Raw genomic sequence first — 21898 nt, 5'->3', positions numbered from 1 at the left:
CGTCCCTTATCTTTGCCAATGAAAATTAGAATGAACACCCAATTAATAAAACAGAATTATTTCACCATGAAGAAATCACTACTCTCATTCTTTACAGTAACTCTTCTTTGTCTTATGACAGGAAAGCCGGTCATGGCACAAGAGTTACCTGCACAAAAAGAGACTTTAGAGACTATCGTAAAAGTAAACGACTACTTTATGAAAAAGTATGCCGATTACACATTGCCTTCTTTCTATGGCAGAGTTCGTCCAAGCAATATATGGACGAGAGGCGTATATTATGAAGGATTAATGGCTCTGTATGGCATTTACCCTCGTGAGGATTATTATAAGTATGCCTACGATTGGGCTGATTTCCACAAATGGGGAATGAGAAACGGCAATACCACCCGTAACGCAGACGACCATTGCTGCGGACAAGTTTATATCGACCTTTATAATATGTGTCCGTCCGATCCGAATATGATCCGGAATATAAAAGCAAGTATCGATATGGTAGTCAACACTCCGCAGGTGAACGATTGGTGGTGGATTGACGCTATCCAGATGGCAATGCCAATCTACGCAAAGTTTGGAAAAATGACCGGTGAACAGAAATACTACGATAAGATGTGGGATATGTATTCTTACACTCGTAACGTGCACGGAGAAGCCGGAATGTATAATCCTAAAGATTGCTTATGGTGGCGCGATCAGGACTTTGATCCTCCTTACAAAGAACCGAATGGAGAAGATTGCTACTGGAGTCGTGGAAATGGCTGGGTATATGCAGCTCTTGTACGGGTATTGGATGAAATCCCTGCCAATGAAACACATCGCCAGGACTATATAAATGATTTTCTCGCTATGAGCAAGGCACTTAAAAAATGTCAGCGTGAAGATGGTTTCTGGAATGTGAGTCTTCATGATCCGACGAACTTCGGAGGTAAAGAGACTTCCGGAACAGCACTGTTTGTATACGGCATGGCTTGGGGAGTGCGCAACGGACTGCTCGACCGCAAAGAATATCTTCCCGTCCTTTTAAAAGCATGGAACGCTATGGTGAAAGATGCCGTACATCCGAACGGATTCCTGGGATATGTGCAGGGAACAGGCAAAGAGCCTAAAGACGGACAGCCGGTTACTTATAAGAGTGTGCCCGACTTTGAAGACTACGGAGTCGGTTGTTTCCTGCTTGCCGGAACAGAAGTTTATAAATTAAAATAACATAGACAGTTTTTTCATTAGGTTTAAAGATAATCATTCATTAGGTTTAGTTAGAGGTTAGTTAGTAGCTAGTTCCCTCACTGACTGTTTAGACACCGGTCAGTGAGGGATTTCAAAGAAAACAGATTCATGAAAAACAAATTATTCCCGTATATATGTTGGCTGATGGCCATTACATTTAGTTTGCAACTGCAAGCGCAAAATAAAGTTTCCGCTCCCATGGCAGACGTCAATCAAGTAATTGACAACACGCTGGACAGCCTGAATAAAGCACGTACCTCGCGACCGGAAGCCGGTTCGAGCCGGAAAGGTGACAACCCTGTTCTGTTCCTGGTAGGTAACTCTACCATGCGTACCGGAACTTTAGGAAACGGCAACAACGGACAATGGGGATGGGGCTATTATGCAGGTGATTATTTCGACTCTAACCGGATTACTGTAGAAAATCATGCACTGGGTGGAACCAGTAGCCGTACTTTCTATAACCGTTTATGGCCGGATGTAATCAAAGGAGTACGCCCGGGAGACTGGGTTATCATCGAACTAGGGCACAATGACAACGGCCCATACGACAGCGGACGTGCCCGTGCTTCCATTCCCGGAATTGGCAAAGATACACTGAACGTAACGATTAAAGAAACCGGAGTAAAAGAAACCGTATATACCTACGGGGAATATATGCGTCGTTTCATTCAAGATGTAAAAGCCAAAGGTGCTCATCCGATCCTTTTTTCGCTTACTCCCCGCAATGCTTGGGAAGACAAAGACAGCACCATCATCACACGTGTCAACAAGACTTTTGGATTGTGGGCAAAGCAAGTAGCCGAAGAACAGCATGTTCCTTTTATTGATTTGAATGATATCAGTGCCCGCAAATTTGAAAAGTTCGGCAAGAATAAGGTGAAATATATGTTCTACATCGACCGTATACATACAAGTGCTTTCGGTGCTAAAGTAAATGCTGAATCTGCTGCTGACGGAATACGTGCGTATGAAGGACTGGAATTAGCCAATTATCTGAAACCTGTTGAGAAAGATACAGTGACAGATTCCAGTCGGAAAGAGGGACGTCCGGTATTGTTTACTATCGGAGATAGTACGGTCAGAAATGAAGATAAAGACAAAAACGGTATGTGGGGTTGGGGAAGCGTAATTGCTGACGAGTTCAATCTAAATAAAATTTCTGTAGAAAATCGTGCGATGGCAGGACGTAGTGCACGTACTTTCCTCGATGAAGGTCGTTGGGATAAGGTATACAATGCCTTGCAACCGGGGGACTTCGTTCTGATTCAGTTCGGACATAATGATGCAGGAGATATAAACAAAGGGAAAGCCCGTGCCGAATTGCGCGGTTCGGGAGATGAGAGCAAAGTCTTTCTAATGGAAAAGACAGGCAAATATCAAGTTGTTTATACTTTCGGCTGGTATCTTCGAAAGTTCATCATGGATGTTCAGGAGAAAGGTGCCATTCCCATCGTTCTTAGTCATACGCCACGCAACAAATGGAAAGATGGAAAAATAGAACGTAATACCGAGTCTTTTGGCAAGTGGACACGTGAAGCTGCGGAAGCTACGGGAGCTTATTTTATCGATCTGAATAAGATTAGTGCCGATAAACTAGAAAAGAAAGGTGTGAAGAAAGCAGCAACTTACTATAATCATGACCATACACACTCTTCTTTGAAAGGAGCGCACATGAATGCGAAAAGCATTGTTGAAGGGTTGAAAAAGAGCGATTGCCCGTTAAAGAATTACTTAAAGTAAGAACATAAGGGATAAAGTACGCTATCTATCCCGTAATCTATTAATAGAAAAGTTACTCTTATCCCTTTGCAAACTTCTTTTGGATTAGTACCAAAGTATCAGTTGCTTAAGACTAATCTATAAACGCAAGTTCCGTTTATAAAAATGCAAGTTTTGTTTTTATAATCAAAAGCTTCATTTATAAAAACAGAACTTGCGTTTATAGTTTATAATAAGTTGATTGTAAGTTTGGTATTAAAAGAAAGGAAGTTTACCCTTAATGCGGAAGAACTTTGCTATTAATAGATTGGGAGGCAACTAGTGCTACTTTACACTCGTTCAGTTATCTATTGGAATAACTTCCTGCATATAAATAGCATCCAAGCTCCAAAGAGCAGCATCATTCGTGCTGATGCTCGTACATTCATCTAATAGAGACGGTACTTCCGGCGGAAGTATGGTAGTGATGCGGAAAGGCGGTGCAGGTGTATGTTCCAACCGGGTAAACAAATCTTTCCAGGCTTCTTCAGCCATTTGGGTATTACGCAAGTGATAAGCTGCGTAAGCCATCAGGCGGGAAACACGAAAACGGCTATGGCTAAGCTCCCATGCTTTCTTCTTGTAACGTGCAGCATGGTCAAGCCAGGCGTCTTTCCATTCGGGTATATCAATCATACGCATCATTTCATTGGCTATCTCAAATCCGCCCATGATCGTCATTAAATGGTTGGTTGTTTCCAGTTTGGGGTCACATTCGGTTGTGATGATCCCTGTTGACGGATCAAATCCTAGAGCTTTGGGACCGGTAAAAAGGCGGTTAGGCAGGGCGGCAATGCTTTTCATTCCTGCTATTATTTTATCACGATAAGTTGTGTTACCTGTGCGCTCCCATTCTGTCATCCAATTACCGGCATAAGCCAGCCAGTCGGGGCCGATACGCAAACGGGCGGGAGCAGTACAAGGATATTCACTGCGAGGTTGGGCCAGGCGCATAGGGTCCAGTTCATAGAGTTTGTGGTCGGCATCCTTCACTTCAGTCATTAAATCACCGCAACGTTCGTCCGTAGTAAGGTAATAGTAGAAACGGTTCCAGGCGGCCTGGCTGATTCGCGCTTCTTTTGCTCCGCATCCCCAATGACTTACATTATGCCGACTGCCTAATCCGGCATTGGGACCGATATGATAGACATCCACTTCACCCGTATGACGCGTCATAGCTTCTGCCATACGCCAAATATCAATACGCCCGGTACGCAGGAAATTATACCATAGCCACATATTAGAAGCCAGTTCCGTATTGTCCCAGGCAAATCCTCCGACATCGTAACGCCAGGTATGACGAACGGGGTCATAAGCGTGCATCACATCACCATAATTCCAGAAACCGTACCATTTGTTTTGTTCGATTGCTTTCTGATAGAAGTCAATGTAAGCATCCAAGCGGTCTTCTACACGAGTACGGAATGGAGTAGTACGGTCAGGGAGACTCCATATCCCGAAAGCTTGGCGGGCATGAAGATAATTCGGGGTTGGCAGTAACAGACTAGGGCTAGAAAATTGTTTGGCATAATCAGCAAAAGCCTTTTTCCCGGTATATCCACTTTGTGGGATCAGTGTAAACGTAGTTGTACGGGCAATGCCGTATGGCGTATTCATGCCCTCCTGAACATCTTCATAGCTGGCATTCAGGTCATGAGCTATACGATCATAATGCCGCAAATCCATAGGTTCGGACTCCGGGCTCCACAACCAGGCGGTAAGGGTAGCTACCGGGGTTCGTGCGTCTGAAATTTCAATAGAAGAGGGATAAGACTGCCAAAAGTCATGCATACAAAGTCCTAATCCTCCGGTAATATCTCCAACAAAAGTATATCCATCGCTACGTGTGCCGGAAAAGGTTCCTATCCAGGGATTATCGTTATTGGCACGTTTACGAATGGAGAAAGCATCGGCAGTGAGTTGAGACAGACGGTAATCATTCCATGAAGCCCAGTTATCGAGCAGAGAGCGGTTCTTTTCATCGAAAGATTCATAAGGTGGAATACGTTTGCCTTCCATTTGCTGTTGTTGCAGGGAGGGTTCATCTGTTGACTTCTGTTGTGCATCTTTCTTTTCATTACTGTTTTTCTTATTATCTGTCTTATTTAAAGTGAGTATGCGACGCCCTACCAATGGTTGTACCGGCTCGCTCCACACTCCTCCATCTGCACACGAGAAAGCAATATGACGATTATACAGAGCTTCACGCATAGGAACGTCGAAACGGATACCTAAACTACGAATGAAATCTTTCTTCTGATCTCCGTCATAGACGAAACTATGTACCATTTTGATCTGTTCACTGCAACCATAAAAGTAGAGACGTACCACAAAAGGAAGCCACTCACGGTTATTCCATTTGTTCATATCAGAGTTATTCGCATAGTTCCCTTCCTCTTCAGAGTGATTCGTATCAATCTCCTTATTCCTGTTCCGATGTATCCCTTCCAACTTTACAAGTGCCCGTACAGAGCCCAGACGTTCTATGGTTACTGATTTTATTTCTCCTATGTAACGAGTAAAAGATATTTGAGATGTATTTTCTTGAATCGGCTCGCTTTGAGTATTACAAATCAGACGCGCTTTCTCTCCTACTTTAGTTCCTTTATATAATAGACTATCAATCAGGAAATCTCCGCGTTGGGGAATAAATACGGAAATTACCCCTGTTTCAATTTGAATATTTTCAGGCGTTTCAGTGATTGCAATAGAAGCATCAGGCTGTTTATTGATAGTTTTTGCTTTCCGGGGGGCTTTTTCTAATGTCAGTCTTTCTGTTCCGGCAGGAATGACTCCGGCAACTCCGCTCCATTTCACGGAACCATCCGGCCAGTAAGCCAACGGCCAAGTATCTATCGGAATCTCTTGATTTCTATCTGTTTTTAGTCGCAATGAAGTTTCAGGAAATAGGTAGCCTTCATCAAAAGGAACTCCGAAGCTTACAGCTTTGTCTTGTTCAGGAGTATTGCCGATCCAATGTAAAGGAACAGTAGACGTTTGGGATGGCAAACATTCGTAGCGGAAGTTTGTAATACGGGTACGGGATAAGGTGGTGCGAAAGCCGAACCATCCTTCTGTCAGAGGTTCGGCATCGCGGAAGTCCACCAGTCTCTTGCCGTCTATGTAATAACTAACCCTATTATTTTCATTTGTTATCTTAATGTGATACCAGTGATTCGCTTTTAGCAAATGTTCGGTATCTGTATATTCTTTCAGTATGGCAGGACGTACCTTGGGATCTGTGATTCCTGCTTCATTGCCGTCATAACGACGGAAGCGTGTAGTAGAGTTATAGTTTCCACCATATCCCATGTAATAGAGTTGCAAAGAATAACAATTCAGAAAGATTCCGCTACGCCACTTCTCACGTTTCCATATATTATCAGGATGTTTGGGGTCCGAAGCCATCCAAAAGCAATTCAGGTCACTCAAGCGGTCTCCTTCTTTTTCTACAACTACACACGCATCATATTCAATGGTTACCCGTCCGCTCATCTTTTCTTTCCTCCATAAGGTAAGGCCTTTAGGAGACAGTATTTCAGCGGTATCACCCTGAAATGTCACTTTATAATCCGGAGATTCCGACTCTACCTTCCAATATTTATGAAACTGGCGGGCGTTGAGGCCGGAAACTTTATTGTTTTGTGCGTTTGTTCCCAAAGTGATGAAGAGGAACAAAAGGATAAAGAGTTTTTTCATATGTATATTTGCTATCTCACCTTACAAAGGTAGGGAGAGCCGTTCAATTAAGAAATAGAATATTATCCATATATATGGCGATTCGTTCAACTATGAAAAAAAGAACAACCCGACAGTTAGCCGGATTGTTCTTTCCTTATAAACTTATACTAAATAGAATAAGATTTTTCTTATTCTTTCGGTTCTTCCGTTTCGGATGACTTCAAAGTTTCGGCACCTACATAATAACCCAGGTTAGTTCCCTGATTATATCCCATGTTCTGCATAGCCTGAGACATGTCATAGTTATGGTCGGTCATCAAGTGTGGCAGACGGTGTGTAGTAGGATGATTCGTTGAGAATATATAGATTGATTTATAATCACTTGAGCCTAAAATAACCTCTTCACGGTAATCACCCAAAAAATCACCATAATAACAAGGATTATATTTTGAGGCATGATTTCCCTGATTACTACCATAAAGGTCAAAAGATATCAGACGATTCTTATTTGACTTGTTTACATCAGGGTTCGCTTTATAGCTCACAATACAACCGCGGTCTAACATTTCCCTAGTAGACTGACCACTCCAATAAATAGCCACATTATACATCACTCCGCTACCAATTCCAGTAGGATATGTAGTAGAAACCAATCCGGTACCATTACAACTAAACATACCTTCTTGTGTAGAAGACCAATATTCAAAATCCGGACTATCCGGATCAACATCCGCTACTATACAACGCCCAACATCACTTGCATCTGCCGGTAAATTTCGTCCATGACCGGTAATCATACTACCATCTCTTGCATTCATCACCTGACAGGCATATCCATTTCCCTGACCTTCATAATCTTTTGACTCTTCAAAAGAAGCAACAATCTGCAATCCGGAACGGTCTTTTATGAATTTTCCGACATGCAATATATCTCCATGCCCATTTCCACTACACCATAACTCGCTTCCATTATCGTCAATAGCTGCCGAACCATACAAAATCTCATCCCTTCCATCACCGTCCAAATCAGCAACACGGAAACAGTGTGAACACATCCCTAACCATTTAGACGAATGATCTGCTGTATCAAACTTCCAACGTGGAACCAATTCATTACCTTTTAAGTCAAGTGCCCAAACCTGCCAATTCTTATAAATACCTCTACTGATTATCAAACTAGGATTAGCCACTCGCGCTCCGGTTGTTTCATCAGGAATACCATCCAAATAAGCAACACCGATAAAGAAGCGATCCATACGATTGCCAAAATCATCTCCCCAATATTCACTCCAATACTTGGCACGTGATACTTTCGATCCTTCTCCTCCACGTGGAATATTATCTATACGAGTTATTTCACGTCCGTCATATCCCCTGCAAATAGAGATATATTCGGGACCCTCCATTATCAAACCGCAAGTAGTAGCTGTAGACGGGTCATTCTGATCTCTCGCAATAGCCGCTCCGGAGTACCAACCTTTACCATCTGTTTGACGATTACGATAATCATTCACTTTCCCATTTGCGTCAGTGATAATCTTGCCATCGGCAAACTTTGTACCTTCGGAAGTACGGAAAGCAATTTCACACAAACCGTCACCATCAAAATCATACAAGATATAAGAAGTATAATGTGATCCGGAACGGATGTTAATTCCCAAATCAATCCTCCACAAGAAAGTCCCGTCCATTTTATATGCTTCCAACAGAGTAGTACCATTAAACCAAACTCCCATATTCGCTCCGTCGTATGGTTCTCTCTTCACCACAATCTCTAATTCACCGTCACCGTCCAAGTCACCTAGCTGAATGTCATCAGGAGAATATGTAATCGATGCATCGGGTACATTCATGTCTAATCTAATCTCATGATAAAACTTTTCTGCCATTTCAGAAGTAAATGTATAATCGCAAAGCGTTTCAGCCTGATTAGCAAGAGTAACCCGATATACATTCGTTTTTGATACATCAATATCTGCATCCACCCAGGAAGTCGTATTTGAAATAGGTTCTTCATTCAATTTCACTTCCGTCTCACCGTCTACTGATTTATAAATATCAAAAGCAACATTAGACGGATCGGTCTTCAATAATCTCCAGCTAATCAATGCGGATGCAATCCCTGATGCGTTATTGGGATCAGAAGCCGAAATAGGATCATAACTCACCCACATGGCGCGGCTACCCGTTATGACTTCGGTCGGCAGAGGAGGCAATTCTTCTGTTTGATTGCCATTGTTCACTTCAACGACGGGGTCATTATCTGAGCAAGCAACTATAGCCAGCAAATAAAACAGCCCCAATATTATATAATGTATCTTCATTTCTTTCGTTTTTTATTCTATAAACATCCGTTCTATGCAAGAATATCCTATTTCTATTCATCAGTATTCCGGTTAAGTTACCAACCCGGATTCTGCTCCAAATTAGGATTTTTCGATTTTTCACTCTGAGGAATCGGGAAGAAATACATCTTATCATCCCAACTTCTTTCTTTTACCTTACGCTCATACGTATAAGTATCATCCCCATTTTTCGTAATTTTCATTTCAACAATGTTTTTGAAATGTTTGTCCCCCTCCTTCCAACGACGTACATCCCAAAAACGATGTCCTTCAAAAGCCAATTCTACCATACGTTCATTCTGATATTTCTTCCAGAAAGCATCATTGGTCATCCCTTGAGGGAATCCGGGCATTCCGGCACGTGTACGAACTACTTTGATAGCATCTACAGCCGAAGTTGTAAATTCACTGTCCGTTGCATACGGACTACCCAGATACTTATATACAGCTTCCGCATAATTCAAATAGAACTCTCCAAAACGGAACGTAATCCATGAATGATAGGTCTTTGAAGCTGTACCGGCACGCAAATCTACTGCCGTCTGACAATACTTCTTCAGATAATAACCTGTCGGAGTTCCGCCACTCAAAGGTTCCGCATTTAATCCGCCCTGATAGGTTTGCAGAGGAACAGTATTCCAGTTAGGCCATTTTTCGTCTCCATTCTTGGCAATAGTCAGATAGAAACGAGGGTCGCGGTTGGTATAATAAGGATTAGTAGGATCGTAGTTATCCAACTCGTCCGGGCGCAACCCTGTATCCTTCATCTCATACGCATCCACCAGTGTCTGTGTGGGACAGTTTCCACCTTTACAATTTTCCAACCCTACCGGGAAGTTATATCCCTCAAAAGAATTAGTGGTAGTAGTGGCACGACGGAGAAAAATCAATTCACTAGTAGCGTCATTGTAATTATCCTTACTCCAAAGTGATGAATAATCCTCCACTAAGAGTTTTGCCTTTTCAGCAAATCCATTACTGTCATCTAAAATTTCCTTATTGGCTTTAGCTGCACGATACCACAGATCTTTATTATCAGTCGGGTTAAACAAAGGACTTGCCGCATATAACGCAGCACGAGCTTTCAAGGCCAATACCGTTTTACGGTTGGCACGTCCTGTTTCCGCCGGACTACTAGGCAATGCCATATCTCCCAGTTTACTGTAATCGACAATAATCTTATCCTTTATATCATCACATTCGGCTATGATATAATCAAAAATCTCCTGTGCCGGTCTGCGCGACAATGTATTCGATTCTTCGGCTGTTAATATATGGTCGCTAAACGGCACATCTCCATATTGCCGTACCAAGTTAAAGTAGAAATATGCACGAAGGAAACGCACCTCATACTGGTAATTGGTATAACGGAACATTTGTTGTGCATAATCACTGTTCAAAGCCAACTCGGGAAATGTCAGTCCGGTAAACTTCTCCAGATATAAATTACAATTGGCTATCCCTTCATAACAGGACGTCCACATACTACTTTTAGCATTTGACGGACTCCAAGAACCATTGTAAAAGTCTTCAATCTGATTTCCCGAATAAGCATATTCAGCCTCATCAGTAGCAGAACCAAGAATTGCCCCGCTATAGTTTCCAAAGTCCACATCCATGGACAAATAGATATTTGTTATCAGCCCTCCCACATTACCGAAGTTGAGCTTCACAAAATCCTCATCATAGTTATTGTACTCATGATATTCCATCTTATCTGAGCAGGAACCGAGTGTGACTACACACATCATTCCGTAGATAATGTTTTTCAGTTTCATTCTTTCGCTTTGTTTTTATGATTAAAAACCAATCGTAACACCGACTACTACACTCTTATTCAGCGGAGTCGCTACACCATAACATTCCGGATCTGCCACATCAATGTGATCTGAACAGAACAAATCTGTTCCTCTAACATATAACTTGGCACTCCCCAATATCTTAGTCTTCTTCATCAATTCTTTCGGGAATCTGTAATACACCTCCGCATTACGCAACTTCAAGAATGACCGGTCTGCCAACCAAACCGTATTAGCCTGATAGTTATTGGCATTACTCTGTGAACTCAAACGAGGATATTTGGCATTTTGATTTTCCGGTGTCCAACGATTCTCATAATAATGAGTAGAAAGTGTCGTATTATTTATCAATGGCCAAAACATACTCTTCGTATTCAATAAAGCAGAATAGTTACCTGTTCCCTGAAACATTACATCTACCCCAATCCCTTTCCATTCGGCTCCCAAATGGAAAGAATAATAAATTTCCGGAGCTGTCGTACTATAACCAATAGCAGTTTTGTCATTAGCATCAATGATTCCGTCTCCATTCACATCTTTATATTTTATGTCTCCCGGCACTACCGTAGTAAAGTTTTGTGTAAGGCTGTTTGCTATATCTTCTTTATCTTTGAAGAAACCTTCAGCTACCATTCCATATACTTGGCCCAACCGATTTCCTGTTTGCACAAGATTCTTATACAAACGCGGTTCTTCCAGTTGTTCCTTAATTTCATTCTTATTCCAAGCAAAATTACCGCCAAGATTAAACACTACATCTCCTAACCTTTTCGTATAGTTAAGTCCTAGTTCCATACCATAGCTATCAACGATTCCGGCATTCTCGAACGGAGCATCAACTCCCAGTACATCGGTATATTTACCCTCGGAAGAAACCCAAATATCTTTTCTCCGTTGATAATAGCCTTCTGCCGTCACATTCAATCCATTGAACAACATAGCATCAACACCAACATTATATTTATACGCTTTCTCATGTGTCGAATTAGCAGTTGCCAAGCGACCGATAATAGTACTTCCGAATTCAGAGTCGTAACTACTGTTAAACTTATATTGCGTACCGGTAGTCGTATAAATCTGGTCCCAATAGTCATATACGGTAGTACTTCCGTCTTTAGGCAGATAATCAACATTGATCACTCCAAACGAAGCTCGCAATTTCAAGAAGTTCACCCAAGACACATCTTTCAACCATTTTTCTTCCGAAAGTACCCAAGCAGCAGAAATGGTAGGAGAAAAAGCCCATTTATGTCCCGGTGCCAATAAACTGGAAGCCGAGCCAACCAATGCCAGATCCAAATAATAGCGATTAGAGAAACCTACATGATTGTACCAAGAAACATTTTGCCGATAAATAGTAGTGTTCAGACCGTATGAATCACGATATTCATAATCCCATTTCAATTGAGAATACACATCCCACTTTTGGAATGAACGATTATAATCTACACTACCTGCAAAATTAAATTGACGAGCCCAATTGTCAATACCCGCACCCGAACCCATTTCACTGGATTCGCCACCTGAAATGGCAGTATAAAACGGCCCGTTAGTTGTCCAGCTTGTTGCATAACCGGCATACGTATAAGTCTTGCTATGGTCTTCTAAAATATTGGAATAGTTATCATAAGCTAAACGAAAGTTAGCTCCCAATCCTTTCAGCAAACCAGACAAATCTTGTGATAAGGTAAGGTCGGTAAACAAACTGCGAGAGTGTCCTTTAGAATAAGCAGCTCCCTGCGATTGTGCGACAGGATTCGACGTGCCCGCCCAAGTAGTACTTCCTCCCCAACTGCCATCTTCCGTACGAACCGGAAAAGCTGCAGAAGGAATCGAATAAATCATATCCCATAAGTTAACCGAAGCCCCCGGAATCCGAGATTCGGATAATGTTCCGAGAAGATTTAACTTCAATTTGGTAGTGCCCGTTAAATCAATATCCAGATTTGTACGCAAATTAGCACGTGAATACATATTCTGTGTAGAATATCCGTCATTTGCATTCGGGGTCTTGATAAACCCTTTGTCTGTTAATAAATTCGCCATAGTATAGTAGCGGAACTTTGTTCCTCCTCCACGGAATTCGATCGTGTATTTATTAGAAACTCCTCTGTCTTTAAAGGTTTCATCAATCCAGTTCACATTAGGATAGAGATAAGGGTACATACGGGAAGCTCCTCCACTGCCTACTCCATTACGGAAAGCGTCGACTTCTTCCGGAGTATATCGAGCTCCCAAACCTTCATATCCACGCGCTTCATTCACAGCAGAAGCATACGTAGCCGCATCTACAAATTCCGGACGTCGAGACTGAGTGTTAATGATGTGATCATACGTAAACGTTATCTCTTTTGTTTTGTACTTACCACGCTTCGTCGTAATCAAGATCGCACCGTTCACTCCTTTGTATCCGTACAATGCCACAGCCGCAGCATCTTTCAGGATGGAAACGGATTCTACTTCTTCCGGACTCACCAAGCTCATGTCTCGTTCCAAACCGTCAACCAGCACAAGCGGTGTACTACTTGACAAGCTCTGCAAACCACGTACATAAAAGGTAGGATCTGCCATTAAACCTGTACTAGCTGCATTCTGCAAAGTAGTAAGACCCAATCCATATCCATATAAAGAATTGGATATATTCCGGGAAGACCGCTTATTAAACTCTTCATTATAGGTGGTAGAAACAGCTGCTGTTGATTCATGACGATTGAATGTCCGGTTAGCTCCCACATCAATAGTCTGAGCTGCATATCCCATCACAATAGTCATCGGACCATCAGCCTTTACCACAACTGTGGTAGAGCCTTTGTCGGCAGAAAAGACACTCAAGCGTTGTCCCTTCTCGACCGCAATCTCGAATTTACCATCTTTATCAGTTTCAACCCGGGTCTCCACTGCGCCACCTTCCACATTAACGGACGCTCCATAGACTGGGTTTCCCGATTTATCAACAACAATACCTATAATGTTGTTGTCTGTATTCTGCGCTCTGACCGGAATGCTCAAACAAACTAGTAAAGCCAGTATCAGAATCTTATTTTTTCTCATATAAATCAATATTCAAGTATTGTTTTAATCTGTTTCGTTGTCTCACATTACCAACCCGGATTCTGAATCAATCCATACCCTTTGTTAATTTCCGTTTGCGGGAATGGAGAAAGATACCATTTGGAATCAAATCCGTATGTCCACCAACGACGAACCGGTTTAGATAATTCAAACCTTTCATATTCAAATCGAGTAGGTTGCAATGCTCCTTTGTTCTTATCTCCTTCATTCCATTTTGTATTACCTGTCATGCGATTACCGGTATCATCCAAACGATAGGCAAGTAATCCATGCAGACGTTTCTCGAAACGATCGGCACGTTTGTAACGGACAAGATCAAAGTAACGGCTATCTTCAAGCCCCAATTCCCGAACACGTTCACACAGCAATTCTTCCAATAAGGCAGCTTTGTCAGAAAGTAAATTCTTATCTGTAACACACTCCGCCAAATCTTTTTTCAATCCCACGCGGGCACGTACTATATTCATTTGGTTAATAGCCCCCCGGTGATCGTTCTTAGCTTGAAGCAAAGCCTCCGCATAAGTCAAATAAATATCAGACAAGCGAAGATAAACCCAGTGCGTATACTGACGTTGGTACTCAGTTCCCAAATAATATTTCATATTTTTATAACCGGTCGCATAGTTACCAGATTCAAGTGCCGCATTTTGTCCTTCATCGTATCCTCCGACCCACAATTCATAAGGTAAACCGGACATCGTTCCGGCACTCCAGTCTAACATCTTCGGTAGTCCATTCACCATGCAATGCTCATACAGACGAGGGTCACGGGTTAATACGATTTCCGACAATAGTTGTTCTCCATTTTTAAATGTTCCGGTCAAGAACATTTCATCCAACTTACCTTCTGTTTCCGCCTTTTTCCAGTCAAACGGAGTGCCGTCGGCCCATGGGAACATCTCCACATATTCCTGTGTAGGCGGATATTCAGTACGGCAAAGTGACGGAACAGCCCAAGAATGCCACATATAAGAACTTGAATTGAAAGCGTCCGACATATTCGTGCGAACAGAATGTAAGACTTCCTTGCTGTTCTGACGAATATACCCCATACGATATGCCTGACGATACTGTTCCGGTGTTTCTTCCGAAGCCTTATTCAGGCTATACCCGCCTTGACTCTCCAGCTCTTTAAAGAATGCTTCACAAGCCTTCAAACAGTTATCCCAAAGTTCCGCATGATAGCCGCCGTACCATACCAGACGTTGCTGTTCAGCCTCTGAGTTTCCTCCTGCATATCCGTTGACATCGTTAAATAACGGAGAAGCGGCAAATTGCCAGATTTTGCATTTCAATGCCATCGCACCGGCCTTTGTCCAGTGTCCGGCCTTGCTAGCAAGATCGGCATCAGCATAAGCCCACACCAATCCGCCGGAATTGATAGCATCATCCAACATCTTTATCATGTAGTTAACAGTCTCCTCTACCGTAGCACGGGGTATTTCATAACCTGACTCCGTACCAGTGAATGAAGCATATAACAATGGAAGACCTCCATAATGACGGAACATATCAAAATAGCGCGCCGCAATCAAGCATTTAGCTTCTGCCACCAACTGAGTTTTTTCAGCATTATCCATACCCGGCACTCTATCTATATTTTCCATTAGCAACCAGCACCAACGCACTACTTCCCATACCATTTCCCGTGTATATGGGAAAATATTACCACGCGTGCCATAGTTGGCATTGAGAGAACCCAAATAATACTGCTGATATACAGTCGCATCACTAAAATAAAGTGACCAGCAGTCTGTTAGCGCATCCTTCTTTCCTAAATAAGGACTGGAAGAATCAGGAATATTACCGTTACTATCCGTATTATAAGGTAATCCGTAATACTGTCTACTGTAACAGGTATTCAAAAATTGGCGCGTATATTCCGCACTATTGAACACTGTGTCAATAGTAGCATTTCCGCCCGGTGCCTTATCCAAAAAAGAGTTTCCGAATTTAATTTCGTCCACACATGAAGTGGAAACCAAACAAACCGCCGCTCCCAACATTGCACCGATGAACCATTTATTTTGTAATTTCATTGTATCTTTCCTTTATCTATTTTAGAATCCTAATTTCAAGCTCAACGTATAAGTCTTGGACAATGGATAAGAAGGTGCATTAGTAGCTCTTGCCTCCGGATCACCCCACAAATAAGGTGTAATAGTCCACAAATTATATCCTGCAAAAGCCAACTGACATGTATTCAGTCCAAGTTTCTTCATTAATGGGAAGTGAAAATTGTATGCCACCTGAAGAGTTTTCAAACGCAAGTATTTGGCATCTTTCTCATATAAAGTGGAAGTAGCATAATTATTCTTTGCATTATCAATGGTAGCTCTCGGATACTCCGAAGATTGTGACGGATTTTCCGGTGTCCATGTATGATCTAAATGGTATGCCAACAATCCTCCCTGCTCGCTATTGGAAGATGAATAAAACGGTTGACGAAATACATCCGAAATCATACGACTTACATTCCAGGCCCCTGTCCATTGAGTACTTATTTCCAAATTCTTCCAACTGAATCCTAAATTAATACCTAGCATATATTCAGGATCGTCTGTAAAGCCATAGTCATAACTTGCATCATTTGCATCAATCTTACGGTCACCATTCAAGTCAACATATACTGCATCTCCATTTTGAAGAATACTCTCGTGAGTGGGGAACGGACGATTAAATGTCTGCTCATATAGCGCAGGTGTATCCTCATCATAGAAGCGCCAGAAAACATATTGACTACGCGAACCGATACGGTGTCCCTTCTGATATTGATATAAATTATTCTGCGGGGCTTCCTTCTTTTCAAGAATCTCATTCTGATTATAAGAAAGGTTAATACCCGCCCAATAACGGAAATTATCGCCAATCTTATCGTTCCATTTTAAAGAAAGTTCCCAGCCCCAACTGTCTACACTTCCTAAATTTGAATAGGGAGTAATGAACCCTAACATTCCCGGAGCTGTACCGTCACGCAAAAGGATGTCATTACGACGTTCTTTATAATATTCAAAGGTTGTTTTCAGACGGTCATCAAGGAAGTTAATATCAACACCATAGTTCCGTTTCAGAGCTTTTTCCCATGTCACAGCAGCATTATTCTTAGCTACCTCACGTGCCCCTAGACTAACAGTACCATTATCTGTACCGAATCCATATCCCCAAGCGTTAGTCGCTCCTCCACTTGCTGTTACACGATTCGCCAAATCACCTAAACCGACATTATATGGATCAGCCATATACATAAATCGCGATCCCCCAATATTATCGTTACCTACTAAACCGACACTGGCACGTAATTTCAAAAAGCTAACCACCGACTTCAAAGGACGGAAAAACTTCTCTTCACTCATCACCCAACCTATAGAACCAGCCGGGAAATAAGAAAAGCGCAAATCGGACGCAAAGTTTTCCGAACCGTTATACCCCACATTAAACTCTGCCATATAGCGGCTCTTCCAATCATAAGTGACACGTCCGACTAATCCGACATATCCATGAGGAATGTCCGAATATACTTTCGGATAATATTCTTTCTGTTGATTATATAAGAATAAAGCTGTCACTGTATGATCACCAAAAGTACGATTATAATTAAAGCTAGCTTCCATATACCAATTACGCGCTTTGCCTGTAGTATACGAATACTTCACATCTGTATTCTCTCCAAACTTACGATAAGCAATACTACCGTCATCCATCAATACAGGAGTGTATGTAGCAATAGACCCACCAGAACCTACTTTATTAACTGTAAATGAGCTGTTATAAGATCCTTTCACTTTAAAAGAAAGCCCTTTAGTCAAAAAGTCCATTTTTTGATCCAGAATCACATCCACATTCAGCGAATTGTTGCTGGTTTGGCTGAATCCATTTCCATAATATCCCATACCTGTACCTCCAGTAAATGGTAATTTCAGCCCGTCCGAATAAGTCTCATCGCTCGAATTTACTAATTTTCCGTCTATGATTCCCGGACTGGAGAAAGGAGTAGCATAATACATATTTTTAATCAATCCGGAAGATCCCTGACTCGTACGCGGTTGATCTGAATTATTCACATTACCACTAATATTGAATGACAAAGTAGTCGTTTTAGTGACATCCATATCCAAGTTTGTACGATAGTTAAACCGACGGTACTGATAGCTTAAATTATAAGGAAGATCAAACTCACTAAAAAGTCCTCCTTGCGTATAAGCACCTGCAGAGATGAAATAACGTACTTTATCTGTTCCTCCCGAGATGTTCAGATTATGCTGGCTCTGAAGCGTAGAGCTTTTCATAATATAGTCAGCCCATTGTATATTTGGGAAACGAATAGGATCGGAACCATCTGCAAATTTTTGAATCACTCCATCACTAAATAAGGCAGATTTGCCATCACCGGACATCATTTGATTATGAAAACGGGCATAGTCATAGGAACTTGCCTGTTCTACCATTTTTGTAGGCATCAATACAGAAGCAGAAGTAGTAAACGAAATTTTCGCCTTTCCTTCCTTTCCTCGTTTAGTTGTAATCAAAATGACCCCGTTTGCTCCACGAATACCAAATACGGCTGTTGCCGAAGCATCTTTCAAGATAGAAATGGATTCAATTTCATTCGGGTCGATATCACTCATACTTTCACGATCCACACCGTCTACCTGAATTAACGGTGAAGAATTTTCCCAAGTAGCTTTACCACGAATAAAAATTTCAGCGGCATCCGCTCCCGGCTCACCGGAATATTGTACGGTAGTCAAACCTGTCATCTGCCCTCCTAATACATTGGAAACCGAACCTACAGATACACGGGTCAATTCTTCTCCCTTCACACTGGCGATAGCTCCTGTCATAGTCACTTTCTTCTGCGTGCCATAAGCTACAATCTCCACCTCTTCAAGAGCAGTCACATCCTCTACTAGGATGATTTTCATATCATTTTTTGCTACAACTGTTTTATCAGTATAACCTATAAAAGATACTTTCAGTTTAGTACCGGGACGTACATTTATTCTAAATACACCGTCAATGTCGGTAATTGTACCGTTAGATGTTCCTTCCGCAAGTACACTTGCTCCAATTATCGGTTCGCCTTGGCTATCTACTACTGTTCCTTTTATAGTACTTTGCTGCTGTACAACTTCGATGGCTGCCGAAGCTGTTTGCAATCCCCATGCAGGTGCAAAAGTTGCTATAGTGAAAAACAGAGCGACAGGTAAGGTTGTCCCCTTTATAAAGTTTTTCTTATTCATATATGTATATGTTCATGATATAAGTATAGTTGACGGACTTTATATACCGTCATGTTTATTTTAGAATGCGAGCATCATACGGAAATAGCCGGCGCATGAAGCACGTTCACAAGTGACGTGAAAGCTTCCATTTCCCATGCTATGTGTCCATTGATTGACTGCAGAACGCTGTGTACTACTCCAATAGTGCCCAGCAGCCTTGTTATTTACAGGTAGATCAGAAGTAACCATCTTATCACCATTTACTTTCTGAAGACTACTATTAATACCACTCATATTCTTGGCAACCTGATCCCAGCACATCACAGAAGGTAGATACCAAGGAGTTACACCAGAAGGAACGGCTTCTGCTTTACGATAAGCCATGATATAGTCATAAACATAATCACAAGTAGATGTACTACCCATTCCTTCGTAACACATAGTAAGTATTTTTGTGTTATTATACCCCATCAATGCGGGAAAAACCTTTGATGCATCATTTTTGTTAACATCCCTCTCGGTGTTACAACCTACAAACTTATCCTTCCAATCTTCATCTGAATTAAACCAATCTGAGTAATAACCAGCCTTACTAGAATGAAACATTTGCAAGGCAATATCGTTTTGTTCATCATCTTTTACCAATGAGTTCTTTGTAGATAATACTATCCCATGCGTACAAGCGGGGAAGTCACGACGCAAAGCATCAATCTCAGCAGAATAAAGTTCGGGATGTGTTACACTGGGCTGTGAATTACCCACATAACAAACAATACCAATCACATTCTCCGGCACCGCCTCCGCATCTACAGAAACTATTTTTCCGTCCGCACAAAAATAATCCCCTACCTGCAAAGTATGGTTAATCTTACTCTTATCTTCGATGGTATACATCTTCGCTGTTCCTCCTTCCAAAGTACCTTTAGCTTCGTATTCCATTTCACTTACTCCTGTATAAGTACCCTTTATGGAGAATTCCTTATTCGGGTTAACCAAAAAGCGGTATGTATCCGTACTTTCCTGATAATAAGGAGTTGCTTGAGTATTGTTCACTGTAAACGAACCGGCAGCCAAAGGTAACAGATAATCATCTATACCGCCATTTGTAAAGCTATAGGTCAAATTAGGCATCTTTACTACCGCAAGAGCCATCCGATGTTGCATAGTAAAAGCGATCTGCCCTTTCAAACGATCCCCCTGAACACTACCCGTACTGGTCATCAAATCATATTGTGTATAATTTCCTTCATTTTGTTCACTGCCTATTTTCCAATTGTTGACGTATGTTTCAAAAGGATCCACCTTCGTCGGATCAAAAGTCACATTCGCATTATACGGATAGTATGCATAAAAAGTCATCCGCTGAAATTGTGAACCTTTGTATTCAATAGGATCCCCTCCATCAGTCAATTCCCAATAGCCATCTGTCAGTGTGAATTTCCGATTCTTGATATCCTCTACCACCGTTTCTCCTCTTACCGCAAATATACCGATAGCATCTCCGTTAGAAAATCGGGTAGTATATCCATTCTCTGTAGCACGTGTCTTACCACTTTCGTCCATAAATCCTTCATCAGACACACTAATCTGAAATCCCTGCAAAGAATCCGGGGTTTCTCCGGTCAGTTCTTCATTTTGCGAGCAAGACGCAACTACGGCTGCGCCAGCCAGAAAAAGCATTGATATATAATTATATATTTTCATAAATCTCATGTTTATATTTTTAGCATTTTTATCTATATTAGATTGGTAAACAGATCACTTCACAACAGGCTGTGGAGTTACGGTTTCTTCTGTAATATTCCAACTAGGATTGGTTATCTCTGTTCCAGTTTCAGCTATACTCGGGTCGGATGTTATAGGATCGTGGTTTTCATCCTCCCATCCTATTATTTGCGTTTGTTCTGTAATTGTCAACACATAATTATTGTCCTCGTATTTATTTGTCTTGATGATGTAATTATAAGAAAATCCTGATTTCAATTCTGTCAAGTTAGCAAACTCGGCTTCATAAAGATAACCGTTCATTCTAGCTTGGATAGTTACTTTGCCTTGCACCTTCTGTGGCAGTAAAATAGCTTGTACTGTATAATTATCCTGCTCTCCTATTTTATCCCAATAAATATCATCTTTATCCGTAACAGGGTCTTCACTGACTGTTGTCTCCCCTGTTTTAGGATTAAATGTACCATTATTCTTAAGCCCAATAAGATAACAAGTTATATCTGCCAAGTCCACACCTTCGCCAGCTTGAAACTCCAATCTAATACGACTCATCACATGATTGAATGCTAATGTCACGTTCGGGGTTTGTGATGTAGCCTTCCCTTTGGCAAAAAGAAAATCTATCTTCGCACGTTCTTCTGCTGTAGCTTGATTTTCACTAGCTGTAGTCACTTCCAATACAGGTTGTTCTTCACCTGATGTACCAGAAAATGGAGCGTATGCCACTACATCATACTCTCCGGAACCTAATACCCAAATTTCTTCTGCATTTCCTCCTTTTGCTGCAAAAAGACCATTGCCCTTGTATTTGTAATGAATATTCACTTGTTCCGTACCACAAGTGATTCCTACCGAGTCTTCTGCCTCCCAGTTTGTTTCCGTAGCTCTTGTAACAAGATTGCTAGCCTCATGATTGTTTATTACTGCACTAAAAGAAACTTTCGCTCCCGTATCACCGGTAAACTGAATATCAGTTTCTTTAATATCGTTGCTACATCCTGCTAAAAGTAGTAAGGCAACAGCAGTTGTGACATAGTTTTTTTTCATACCATGTTTTTTAAAGTTA

Annotated in this window: 10 protein-coding genes; 2 read left to right on the top strand and 8 right to left on the bottom strand. The window is 41.6% G+C overall.

Annotated features, from left to right (window positions below; all coding sequences use genetic code 11):
* Positions 1–66 precede the first annotated feature (66 nt).
* The gene (locus tag BSAG_RS17650; protein WP_004312573.1) at positions 67–1206 is read left to right on the top strand and encodes a glycoside hydrolase family 88 protein; all 1140 of its coding nucleotides are present in this window, start codon (positions 67–69) and stop codon (positions 1204–1206) included.
* Positions 1207–1335: 129 nt separating this feature from the next.
* Positions 1336–2970, top strand: coding sequence for a rhamnogalacturonan acetylesterase (locus BSAG_RS17655; RefSeq protein WP_004312574.1), 1635 nt, complete (start codon positions 1336–1338; stop codon positions 2968–2970).
* Positions 2971–3288: 318 nt separating this feature from the next.
* On the opposite strand, the gene BSAG_RS17660 is transcribed toward BSAG_RS17655, so the two are convergent.
* From BSAG_RS17660 to BSAG_RS17695, 8 genes are all read right to left on the bottom strand, one after another.
* Positions 3289–6687 (bottom strand): DUF6250 domain-containing protein, encoded by a 3399-nt coding sequence (locus BSAG_RS17660; RefSeq protein WP_004312575.1) that lies wholly within the window; start codon positions 6685–6687, stop codon positions 3289–3291.
* 170 nt (positions 6688–6857) lie between these two features.
* Positions 6858–8993 (bottom strand): hypothetical protein, encoded by a 2136-nt coding sequence (locus BSAG_RS17665; RefSeq protein ID WP_004312576.1) that lies wholly within the window; start codon positions 8991–8993, stop codon positions 6858–6860.
* A gap of 77 nt (positions 8994–9070) precedes the next feature.
* The gene (locus tag BSAG_RS17670) at positions 9071–10792 is read right to left on the bottom strand and encodes a RagB/SusD family nutrient uptake outer membrane protein (RefSeq protein ID WP_004312577.1); all 1722 of its coding nucleotides are present in this window, start codon (positions 10790–10792) and stop codon (positions 9071–9073) included.
* A 21-nt stretch (positions 10793–10813) separates the two neighbouring features.
* A complete protein-coding gene (locus tag BSAG_RS17675) occupies positions 10814–13864 on the bottom strand; it encodes a SusC/RagA family TonB-linked outer membrane protein (protein WP_008771101.1) in 3051 nt (1016 codons plus the stop codon).
* Positions 13865–13911: 47 nt separating this feature from the next.
* Positions 13912–15924: a RagB/SusD family nutrient uptake outer membrane protein gene (locus BSAG_RS17680; RefSeq protein ID WP_004312579.1), complete on the bottom strand. Its 2013-nt coding sequence runs from the start codon at positions 15922–15924 to the stop codon at positions 13912–13914.
* Positions 15925–15945: 21 nt separating this feature from the next.
* Positions 15946–19125, bottom strand: coding sequence for a SusC/RagA family TonB-linked outer membrane protein (locus tag BSAG_RS17685; RefSeq protein WP_004312580.1), 3180 nt, complete (start codon positions 19123–19125; stop codon positions 15946–15948).
* A gap of 60 nt (positions 19126–19185) precedes the next feature.
* The gene (locus BSAG_RS17690; protein ID WP_004312581.1) at positions 19186–20811 is read right to left on the bottom strand and encodes a fimbrillin family protein; all 1626 of its coding nucleotides are present in this window, start codon (positions 20809–20811) and stop codon (positions 19186–19188) included.
* A 54-nt stretch (positions 20812–20865) separates the two neighbouring features.
* Complete coding sequence (locus BSAG_RS17695) at positions 20866–21879, bottom strand: fimbrillin family protein (RefSeq protein WP_157442943.1); 1014 nt, start codon at positions 21877–21879, stop codon at positions 20866–20868.
* Between the last annotated feature and the right edge of the window lie 19 nt (positions 21880–21898).

Origin of the sequence: Bacteroides sp. D1, assembly GCF_000157095.2 — a bacterium.
Classification (GTDB): Bacteria; Bacteroidota; Bacteroidia; order Bacteroidales; family Bacteroidaceae; genus Bacteroides; species Bacteroides xylanisolvens.
Note: the sequence above shows the minus strand (reverse complement) of the source record. Positions and strands in the feature narration are given on the sequence as shown.

Coding starts and splice junctions, on each gene's coding strand:
- BSAG_RS17650 (WP_004312573.1), top strand. CDS start 67: ATGAAGAAATCACTACTCTCATTCTTTACAGTAACTCTTCTTTGTCTT.
- BSAG_RS17655 (WP_004312574.1), top strand. CDS start 1,336: ATGAAAAACAAATTATTCCCGTATATATGTTGGCTGATGGCCATTACA.
- BSAG_RS17660 (WP_004312575.1), bottom strand. CDS start 6,687: ATGAAAAAACTCTTTATCCTTTTGTTCCTCTTCATCACTTTGGGAACA.
- BSAG_RS17665 (WP_004312576.1), bottom strand. CDS start 8,993: ATGAAGATACATTATATAATATTGGGGCTGTTTTATTTGCTGGCTATA.
- BSAG_RS17670 (WP_004312577.1), bottom strand. CDS start 10,792: ATGAAACTGAAAAACATTATCTACGGAATGATGTGTGTAGTCACACTC.
- BSAG_RS17675 (WP_008771101.1), bottom strand. CDS start 13,864: ATGAGAAAAAATAAGATTCTGATACTGGCTTTACTAGTTTGTTTGAGC.
- BSAG_RS17680 (WP_004312579.1), bottom strand. CDS start 15,924: ATGAAATTACAAAATAAATGGTTCATCGGTGCAATGTTGGGAGCGGCG.
- BSAG_RS17685 (WP_004312580.1), bottom strand. CDS start 19,125: ATGAATAAGAAAAACTTTATAAAGGGGACAACCTTACCTGTCGCTCTG.
- BSAG_RS17690 (WP_004312581.1), bottom strand. CDS start 20,811: ATGAAAATATATAATTATATATCAATGCTTTTTCTGGCTGGCGCAGCC.
- BSAG_RS17695 (WP_157442943.1), bottom strand. CDS start 21,879: ATGAAAAAAAACTATGTCACAACTGCTGTTGCCTTACTACTTTTAGCA.